The sequence below is a fragment of the Geminicoccus sp. genome (genome assembly GCF_035556675.1).
In the GTDB taxonomy this organism is placed as follows: domain Bacteria; phylum Pseudomonadota; class Alphaproteobacteria; order Geminicoccales; family Geminicoccaceae; genus Geminicoccus.
In genome coordinates this window covers 1-7,376 of sequence record NZ_DATMFZ010000165.1, presented here as the reverse complement: position 1 = coordinate 7,376, position 7,376 = coordinate 1, and the positions used below count along the sequence as shown (strand labels likewise).

The window sequence follows — 7,376 nt, the reverse complement described above, 5'->3', positions numbered from 1 at the left end:
CCACACTCTTGAGGCCTTGCTTGCCCAGCAGGTGGACCAGATCACAGAGTGCGAACGCCGCAGGGATACGAATGCCCTGGCGGAGGCACGGCGCACACTGGCTCGCTATCAGGCTGTGCTACGCTTGGCCCGAGACAACCTACGCCTGCATTACCGGGCCGAACGGCTCCTGCGACATACACCACCAGGGCGCTAGGTGGAGAACCTAGTCAGGAAGAGTTTCTTCAAGAAGCCAGGGCGAGAAACCTGATCAGGTGGCATCTTCCGGGGGATGATACCGCAGTTCGCCGAGATGCTGACGAGCAAGATCCAGCGACGCCTCCAGCGTAGCTAGAAGTTCACGAGCCACCTTCGCTGCACGAGGATGGTTATCCCGCTCCATCTCCTCGACGACCTGCTGCTGCCTCTCACGCGGGCTGTACTCTCCCTGACGTGGCGTTCCGTCTAGGCAAGGAGGCTCTCTGAATATGATCTGTCGGGCATCAGCCGCGACTTGCTCCAAGCTTGCCCGATGCTGCCACGCCTACCATCCCCCGACCACCGCGGCATGGGCCTTTCAGCCTAAGCCAGGGCGGATAAACACGCTTCGCGGCAGGACGCCCCTTCCTCTACGGCGTGAACTGACTCAGGCAGCGCAAGACATCACCTCCATGGCTGCGGATAAAGAGGATCAGCGCTGTCGCCGTTAGCAACTGCTCTCGCCGTAACAGCGTCCATTCCGTAGAGGCCGCAGCCGAAATATCGTTTAGGTCAAGTTCGCGCGTTGCCTGAATGGAAACGCAGGCGTTCTCAACGTGCGCATAGAACTCCGGTAAGATGTCGTGCGGTGTCATTACTTGTGCCTCTCGCCTCCCTTTCACTCGTTCTGTCGAGCACGTGGCGAACCAGGCCCTGTACTGAGCATACGAGGCTGACCAGAACCCGTGCGCTGAGCTGTATCAGTTGCGACATCGCGTGTTCGCGATACACAGCCGGTGCTGTCATCCTGGCACGCTACAATCCACCAGGCGGCATTCTCTAACTGCCTCGGCAGTGGACCTTGGCGGGCCTAAGCGCCGCCTTAGCCCTTCGGAGGCCACACATACGGCGCCGGGACGGCCTGGTGGTCCAGCCAATGGTCCACCAGCTTCTGCACGTGACTGAGCTGCGCCCAGGCGTTACCGCTGTCATAGGGGTGGCCGGGCATCTCCAGCCGCACCGTCGAGCCGCTGTGGCTGATTTGGGCGCCGCGATACTCATAGACCGTCGAGCCAGACGGCTTCTCGCGCCGCTGGATGATGCGGAGCTCGTGGAAGAGGGAAGGGACGGCGCTCGCTTCAGGCTGCAAGTGGGAACGCCCCGAAGGACGCCCATAACACCAAGTTAGTTACGCTTGACATAACTGGGGTTACGCGATACGTCACCCCATGATCAAGAGCTTCCGCGACAAGCGCACCGCCGCGGTGTTTCAGGGCCGGATGCCGAAGGGCTTTCCCTCCGATCTGGCCTCGGTGTCTCGCCGGAAGCTCACAATGCTCGACCGGGCGATCACCCTGAACGATCTCAAGGTGCCGCCCAGCAACCACCTTGAGGCGCTGAGCCGGGATCGGGCCGGCCAGCACAGCATTCGGGTGAATGACCAGTTCCGCGTCTGCTTCGTCTGGCGGGACGGCCACGCCTACGATGTTGAAATTACGGACTATCACTAGGCCGAGAGGACAGAACCATGACCATCCTCCGCGAAGATCTGGACGCCGGCCGGGTGGACCTGTCGGACGTCGCAACCGATGAAATGCTTCCGCCCGTCACGCCCGGCGAGGTGCTCCGGGAGGAGTTCCTCGTTCCGCTTGGTCTGTCGGCCAAGCGCCTAGCGGCAGAAATCCATGTCCCGACCAATCGCATCACCGGCATCCTGAACGGCACCCGCGCCCTGACGGCCGAGACCGCGATCCTTCTGAGCCGCCGTTTCGGCAACAGCCCCGAGTTCTGGCTCGGGCTCCAGATGAGCCTCGATCTCGCCCGCGCACATAGAGTGCTCGCGGCCTGAGGAGGACTGGCAGTGCTGGTTGAGCCAATCACGTCCGAGCATCAGTATGATCGCGCTTTGGCCGAGATCGAACAGTACTTCGACAAGGAGCCGGCGCCGGGCACTCCGGAAGCAGAGCACTTCGACGCCCTGCACGTCGCCATTGAAGTGTACGAGGCGACGCGCTGGCCGATCAATGCGCGGGGTTCTGGCCAGGCGGCGGCGTCTCACCAATGAGTCGCATTACTCGCGCCACCATCAGCTCGCCAATGAGCGCCAGCACGAAGGCTTCCTGCTGCGGGCGGGAAAGCGCCGTGTAATGGTCGAACAGGATCTGCGTCTTCTCTGCATTGGCCCTGCCATCATTCAGCGCCGTCGCGATGGTTTCAGTATGCGGATAGAGGTTCATGCCACAGATTTCCCACACCTGCCCTCATTGCCTAACTGAGAACGCTGCATTCACCGTCAATGGCGCTCTTTCGGCAGGCCGTACGTCAGGGCCGCCGTTCATATCACTCCTGCAGTGTCAAGTTTGCAGAGGCGGCGCCGTAGGACTCTTCCCCGACCAGTTCCACGAGTATTGGGTAGATGGAAGGCGCCGCGGTCCAGATGACGGGGCACTTGATAATCTTTGGCCGAAGCCGCCGCCAAATGAAGCCCCTCGCCATCTTCCTGACCATCTCCGCAGCCTATTTCTCCAAGGCCAAGATGCGCTCCGCCGCGCCCATTATGACGCGGCCGGTCCTGTCTTCCGCCGCTGCCTGGAAGTTGCTCTGAAGAAGATTCATCCAGAAGCTAAACCCAGAGCCTCAATCTACGATAGGATAGAGTCGTTGCCCGACAATCTTGGTGTAACGTCAGCAATGAAACAGTGGGCACATGCGATTCGGAAAATCGGGAACGATGCGGCTCACGAAGACGAACCGTTCAGCGCGGCAGATGCCGAAGCCCTCCACTCCTTCACTGAACTCTTTCTGACCTACACCTTCACGCTGCCCGCCATGCTGGACGAGCGCCGTCGCCAAGCCGAGAAACTGCAGGCCGAAGAGGCGAAGTGAGCCAGAAGTAGAAGGGGTGGGCGATTCACTCTCCCCCTCCCTCTCCATCAGATCTGCCGCAGAAGCTCCTGCGCCTGCCGCCGCATGGAGCGGATCAGCACGGCTTCGGCATCCATCAGGTTCCACCCCGGATCGCTGTCGAGCCGATCACCGACCGCGACCACCCGCCGGAGCAAAGCTTCCAGCCCGCTAGGTCTCCCCGGGGGGCGGCTTTCTTCATCTGCCGACGAGCAGCAGCACAATCACCACTATCAGCAGCAGGCCGACCGCACCGGAGGGGCCGTAGCCCCACCCCGCGCTGTAGCCCCAGGTCGGCAGAGCGCCGACCAGCAGCAGGATCAGGATGATGGGGAGGACGGTGCTCATGCGAGGGCCGCCTGCACCGCAGCCTGAATCGCCCCCGGCACCTTGGCGAGCTTTGCTTCTGCCGCCGCACGGGCTGCCTGCTCAGCGGTGAGTTGCTCCTGCAGGCGCGCAATCTGCGCCTGGAGGGTCGCCACAACGTCGGGCACGGGCTGCTCGGGCTGCGGCTGTTCCGGCTGCGGCGCCTCCTCAGCGGGCAGAAGGGCCTTCGCGCGGTCGAGCCAGCCCCGCACCGCGGCGACAGCCTCCGCCGGCCAGCCGTCGAGCGTGCCCGCCGCGTGCACCGCCAGTGCAAGCGCCTTGGTGGCCTCCGTCTCGCGGCCGGCCGGATCGCCGTTCTTCTTGCCGGTAGCCACCAGCGGCCAGAACAGCCGGTCCTCCATGGCGCGGATCGCGGAGTTGGCAGGCTCCGGGAAGCGGTCGCGCAGGGAGAACAACGCTTCGTTGCCCTCGGCGACCAGCGCCATCGCCGGGTCTTGCGGGGCGGCGGGAGCGGAAGGAGGGGCGGTCTCGGTCACGGGCGTCTCCGGGGGCTTGGTGGGGGTGGTGCCGTTGGCCGCGAGCATGCGGTCGTCCAGCGCCTTGATGGCTCGGTCAAGCTTCGGGAACTTGCCGGTGCCGGTCGGGTCCACGTAGGCCTCGGCGCCGGAGCGCCCGGACCAGAACAGATAGCCGATCAGGTCGAAGTTCCCGGCTTCGCGCAGCAGCACGTCGCCGATGCCCTGCACCACAGGCGTGAGGTCCATGGCCTCGGTCTGCGCCTTGTCCTTCTCGTGCGGCCGCAGGCCCCACTCTGGTATCCAGATGCCCCGGACGCCGAGTGCCTTGGCTTCGGCGATCATGGTGTTGAGGCCGTGCTTGCTCTCCAGCAACGCCTTGAGGATGCCGGCCGGGTTGGTCCCCTGGTACTCCTGCTTGACGTAGAGGTTCATGCCGAAGTCGTCGCAGAACTCGCGCCCCGGAAAGACGTCGGCGAACTTCACCGCCGCGCTGTTGTTCCACTCGGCGGAGTTGAGGATCATCCGGAAGCGCGGCGAGACGCTGCGCGCGATGGTCGCGGCCTTGCGGAAGACCTGCTTCGCCAGCGGCGCCAGGGCTGGCGTGATGCTCCAATTCATCCAGTTGCCGCCCCACTCGTAAAGCGGGGAATGCCAGATCGGATCGTCTCCCGGCACCTTGGCCAGCAGGTTCTGGTACAGCGTCCTGATGTTGTCATCGTACTCACCGGCCGCGCATCGCTTGTAGGCATCGGCGGAGGAGAGCGAGGAGGGCCAGAGTTGCAGGCAGACTTGCAAGCCGCGCGGCCGCAAGGGCGCCGCGACGCCCGCGAGCCAGCCGGCGGACGTGATCACGTCGGGCCAACTGGCGCCCCCGTTGGAGAGGCGAATGAGGTCGAGGGGCCTGGAGAGGCCGAGCTGCTTCTCGAAAGCCTCGACACGAGAGGTCTGGTTGTTCCAGTACATCCCGCGAAGGGTCTGGACCATTGGGATATCCTCGGTTGTGGAGATCAGGCAAAGAAAAGGGCGCCCTCCTTTCGGAGCGGCGCCCTACGCGGATCGGCGGCGGGGTGGCGCGATCGCTACGGAACGTGCTTCCAGACCTTCCGCTGCTCGATGTACTGGATCAGGGAGAAGTGGACACCGTAACGGGCCGCTATCGACTTGAGCGTTTCACCAGCCGCCCGCGCAGCCCGGATCTGCCGGACTTCGTCATCGGTCAGCTTCGCATTCGGGTGCTGATTGCCTTCTAGCTGAGTACCGTGGATGCGCTTGTCCGCGATGTTTCCTGCCTGCGTATCCCAGCGCAGATTGCTGGCACGGTTATCAGTATGGTCGCCGTTGTTGTGACAGACCACGTAGCCCGGCGCCGGCCTTGCTCCGTGGAACGCCTCGGCCACCAGCCAGCTAACTTGAAAGCGCTTCTGCCCGGAGCGATTGCCAGGGCAAGCCAACCCGACCGCTGGGCGCCCTCTTTCATCATAGGAAATCGCTATTTCGTAGGGCAGAGATCGGCTCCGCCCTGGTCCGCGGCTAGGCATCGTCACTCGCCTCACCCGGCCATCATTCGATACCTCGTAATCGGGGTATCCTTGCACGCTGCGCCATTCCGGCGCATTGCCTGCATCAGCCATCTCGGGTGCCTCACTCACTCGGCTGGTTAGGGGTGCGGGTCGGTGTTTCACCACCGACCGCGCCACGCATTATAGCAAAAGCTGGCACCGCATTACTCAAGGCGGAATCATCAGGCCGTCTCGGCGGCCACGGCGATGGAGGCGGCCTGCCAGTTCTCAGGCCATTCAACCGAACGAGGCCGACCGGGCCGCCACAGGCGCTCCGCGTAGCACTTCCACGCAGTCTCCTGATCCGTGGGGATGCGGTAGGGATCGGTGAGCAGCAGCAGGCGCGCCAAGCCATGGGCAAGGGCGTCATGCCATTCGATCGCGCGCCAGATGGCGTAGGCATCCGGGATCACGCCGGCGGCGGCGTAGAGCGCGCGGGCCATGTCCTGAATGCGGGCGTTCTGGAAGCCCAGGACGCCGGCGACCATGCCGCCGGTCTTTTCCCCTTGCCAGTAGCTACGGGCCGGACCGGGCGCGCCACTGCGGGTGATCTGCGCCCGGTGGATGCACTGGCTTTCCTGCAACGCCACGGCGAGCAGGAAGCGGTCGCTGTCCCGGCTGAAGGGAATGCCGGCCTCGCGCTGGCACCAGGCGGCGGTCGGCCGCATCACCTCGCGCAGAAAGGCGGCGGCGTTCATGCCGCCGGCTTCCGCAGGGCGTCGGCCACCCCCGTGGCCACTTGGTCCGCCACGCTGGCCACCACGTCCGGGACCGCCTTGGCGGCCTCGGCGGCGACGGTCTCCTTCACCACGCTGTCCCAGATGGCATGCGCCATGGTCTGCAGCGTGTCCGGATCGGGGCCGAGCTTGGCGATGGTCTCGGGGCAGGTCCGGAGCACATAGGCCACCACCTGGCCGATTGCCGCCGTCGGTGAGGTGAACCTGCCCTGCCGGTAGTCGGCATAGGCCACCACGGCCGCGCGGCCCATGGCGCTGGTGATCAGCGCCAGGTCCTTGGCGTGGGTGTCGGCCTGCAGCCAGTTGCGCAGCGGGCCGGGGATCTTGGTGGTGAGCCAGCCGCCAATGGCGACGAGCACAGGGATGGCCAGATGCTCGACGAGCACCGGCGCCAGGACGGTCCAGTCCATTGGACACTCCAGATTGTCGGGGTGCCGGCAGCCGGCCGGCGGCGGGAACTCAGTCCGCCCGCTTGGCGCGGACTTCCAGGCTCTCGATGCGCTCGGCGAGCCAGGTCATCTTGTCGGAGAGGCCGCGGACGTTGCCGTCAAAGGCCGCCATCTTCGAGAGGCCGTCGCCCAGCCGGTCCAGCTTCGCCTCGAACTTGGCGAGGCTCTCACCCAATCGTCGCTCGACGGCGTGCATCTCCTCCTTGCGCGCCGCATCGCGGTCGAGCTGCCGGATCAGCATTTCCATGCGCGCCTGGTCCGCCTGGACCTTGTTGGCCAGGTCGTGGCGCGACTTGGCCTCCCGCTCGAGCGCGCCCTGGACCAGCAGCGTCATCTTCTCCTCCAGATGCCGCAGACCTGCCTCGGAGCGCTGCTCGACGCCGGAGATGTCATCCTTCAGGGATTTCGACTGCGCCGCCCGGAAGCCAAGGAAGGCGACCGAAAGGGACGCGAAGGCGATAACCAGGGCTGGCCAGTTGCTGAATGCGTCCATCAGTCATACCCCTGGTGCACCCACTGCACGGTTGCCGCGCAGCACCCCAGGCCACCCACGACGCTGAAGGCGCCCGCCGGGCTGAAGAAGCCCTGCAGGATGCCGCTCTGCACCATGGTGCCGCCGATGAAGGCCCAGAGGCCGCAGGAGAGGAAGGCGACGGCCGGCCGGAACCCGCTCGCCCGAACCCAGAGGCTCGCCATCAGAAGCGC

At 64.9% G+C, this 7,376-nt stretch carries 13 protein-coding genes; 4 read left to right on the top strand and 9 right to left on the bottom strand.

Features of this window, described 5'->3' with window-relative positions:
• Positions 1-1,060 precede the first annotated feature (1,060 nt).
• A complete protein-coding gene (locus VNS22_RS12385) occupies positions 1,061-1,327 on the bottom strand; it encodes a hypothetical protein (RefSeq protein WP_325732830.1) in 267 nt (88 codons plus the stop codon).
• A gap of 79 nt (positions 1,328-1,406) precedes the next feature.
• Here VNS22_RS12385 and VNS22_RS12380 point away from each other — a divergent pair, with 79 nt between their 5' ends.
• Positions 1,407-1,688 (top strand): type II toxin-antitoxin system RelE/ParE family toxin, encoded by a 282-nt coding sequence (locus VNS22_RS12380; protein ID WP_325732828.1) that lies wholly within the window; start codon positions 1,407-1,409, stop codon positions 1,686-1,688.
• A 17-nt stretch (positions 1,689-1,705) separates the two neighbouring features.
• Positions 1,706-2,026 (top strand): HigA family addiction module antitoxin, encoded by a 321-nt coding sequence (locus VNS22_RS12375; protein ID WP_325732826.1) that lies wholly within the window; start codon positions 1,706-1,708, stop codon positions 2,024-2,026.
• Positions 2,027-2,198: 172 nt separating this feature from the next.
• Here the strand turns inward: VNS22_RS12375 and VNS22_RS12370 are convergent, their stop codons facing one another.
• A complete protein-coding gene (locus VNS22_RS12370) occupies positions 2,199-2,414 on the bottom strand; it encodes a hypothetical protein (RefSeq protein WP_325732824.1) in 216 nt (71 codons plus the stop codon).
• A 242-nt stretch (positions 2,415-2,656) separates the two neighbouring features.
• Here VNS22_RS12370 and VNS22_RS12365 point away from each other — a divergent pair, with 242 nt between their 5' ends.
• A complete protein-coding gene (locus VNS22_RS12365) occupies positions 2,657-2,782 on the top strand; it encodes a hypothetical protein (RefSeq protein WP_325732832.1) in 126 nt (41 codons plus the stop codon).
• A complete protein-coding gene (locus VNS22_RS12360; protein WP_325732831.1) occupies positions 2,767-3,063 on the top strand; it encodes a DUF4145 domain-containing protein in 297 nt (98 codons plus the stop codon). Before VNS22_RS12365 ends, VNS22_RS12360 begins: the two co-directional genes overlap by 16 nt.
• A 216-nt stretch (positions 3,064-3,279) precedes the next feature.
• Here the strand turns inward: VNS22_RS12360 and VNS22_RS12355 are convergent, their stop codons facing one another.
• From VNS22_RS12355 to VNS22_RS12325, 7 genes are all read right to left on the bottom strand, one after another.
• Positions 3,280-3,429, bottom strand: a complete 150-nt coding sequence (locus tag VNS22_RS12355) for a DUF3309 family protein (RefSeq protein WP_325732823.1) — start codon at positions 3,427-3,429, stop codon at positions 3,280-3,282.
• Positions 3,426-4,910: a hypothetical protein gene (locus VNS22_RS12350; RefSeq protein ID WP_325732821.1), complete on the bottom strand. Its 1,485-nt coding sequence runs from the start codon at positions 4,908-4,910 to the stop codon at positions 3,426-3,428. The genes VNS22_RS12355 and VNS22_RS12350 overlap by 4 nt, the downstream gene beginning before the upstream one ends.
• A gap of 95 nt (positions 4,911-5,005) precedes the next feature.
• Positions 5,006-5,557 (bottom strand): HNH endonuclease, encoded by a 552-nt coding sequence (locus VNS22_RS12345; RefSeq protein WP_325732819.1) that lies wholly within the window; start codon positions 5,555-5,557, stop codon positions 5,006-5,008.
• A gap of 110 nt (positions 5,558-5,667) precedes the next feature.
• Positions 5,668-6,183, bottom strand: a complete 516-nt coding sequence (locus VNS22_RS12340) for a hypothetical protein (RefSeq protein ID WP_325732817.1) — start codon at positions 6,181-6,183, stop codon at positions 5,668-5,670.
• Positions 6,180-6,632: a hypothetical protein gene (locus VNS22_RS12335; protein WP_325732815.1), complete on the bottom strand. Its 453-nt coding sequence runs from the start codon at positions 6,630-6,632 to the stop codon at positions 6,180-6,182. Before VNS22_RS12335 ends, VNS22_RS12340 begins: the two co-directional genes overlap by 4 nt.
• A gap of 49 nt (positions 6,633-6,681) precedes the next feature.
• Positions 6,682-7,164 (bottom strand): hypothetical protein, encoded by a 483-nt coding sequence (locus tag VNS22_RS12330; protein ID WP_325732813.1) that lies wholly within the window; start codon positions 7,162-7,164, stop codon positions 6,682-6,684.
• Positions 7,164-7,376, bottom strand: a 213-nt coding sequence (locus VNS22_RS12325; RefSeq protein WP_325732811.1) for a hypothetical protein, incomplete at its 5' end; no start/stop codon positions are given. The genes VNS22_RS12325 and VNS22_RS12330, both read right to left, overlap by 1 nt.

Bases quoted from the DNA above. Each gene is read 5' to 3' on its own strand.
- VNS22_RS12355 (WP_325732823.1), bottom strand. From the start codon at position 3,429: ATGAGCACCGTCCTCCCCATCATCCTGATCCTGCTGCTGGTCGGCGCT.
- VNS22_RS12375 (WP_325732826.1), top strand. From the start codon at position 1,706: ATGACCATCCTCCGCGAAGATCTGGACGCCGGCCGGGTGGACCTGTCG.
- VNS22_RS12350 (WP_325732821.1), bottom strand. From the start codon at position 4,910: ATGGTCCAGACCCTTCGCGGGATGTACTGGAACAACCAGACCTCTCGT.
- VNS22_RS12370 (WP_325732824.1), bottom strand. From the start codon at position 2,414: ATGAACCTCTATCCGCATACTGAAACCATCGCGACGGCGCTGAATGAT.
- VNS22_RS12380 (WP_325732828.1), top strand. From the start codon at position 1,407: ATGATCAAGAGCTTCCGCGACAAGCGCACCGCCGCGGTGTTTCAGGGC.
- VNS22_RS12335 (WP_325732815.1), bottom strand. From the start codon at position 6,632: ATGGACTGGACCGTCCTGGCGCCGGTGCTCGTCGAGCATCTGGCCATC.
- VNS22_RS12330 (WP_325732813.1), bottom strand. From the start codon at position 7,164: ATGGACGCATTCAGCAACTGGCCAGCCCTGGTTATCGCCTTCGCGTCC.
- VNS22_RS12340 (WP_325732817.1), bottom strand. From the start codon at position 6,183: ATGAACGCCGCCGCCTTTCTGCGCGAGGTGATGCGGCCGACCGCCGCC.
- VNS22_RS12345 (WP_325732819.1), bottom strand. From the start codon at position 5,557: ATGGCTGATGCAGGCAATGCGCCGGAATGGCGCAGCGTGCAAGGATAC.
- VNS22_RS12365 (WP_325732832.1), top strand. From the start codon at position 2,657: ATGAAGCCCCTCGCCATCTTCCTGACCATCTCCGCAGCCTATTTCTCC.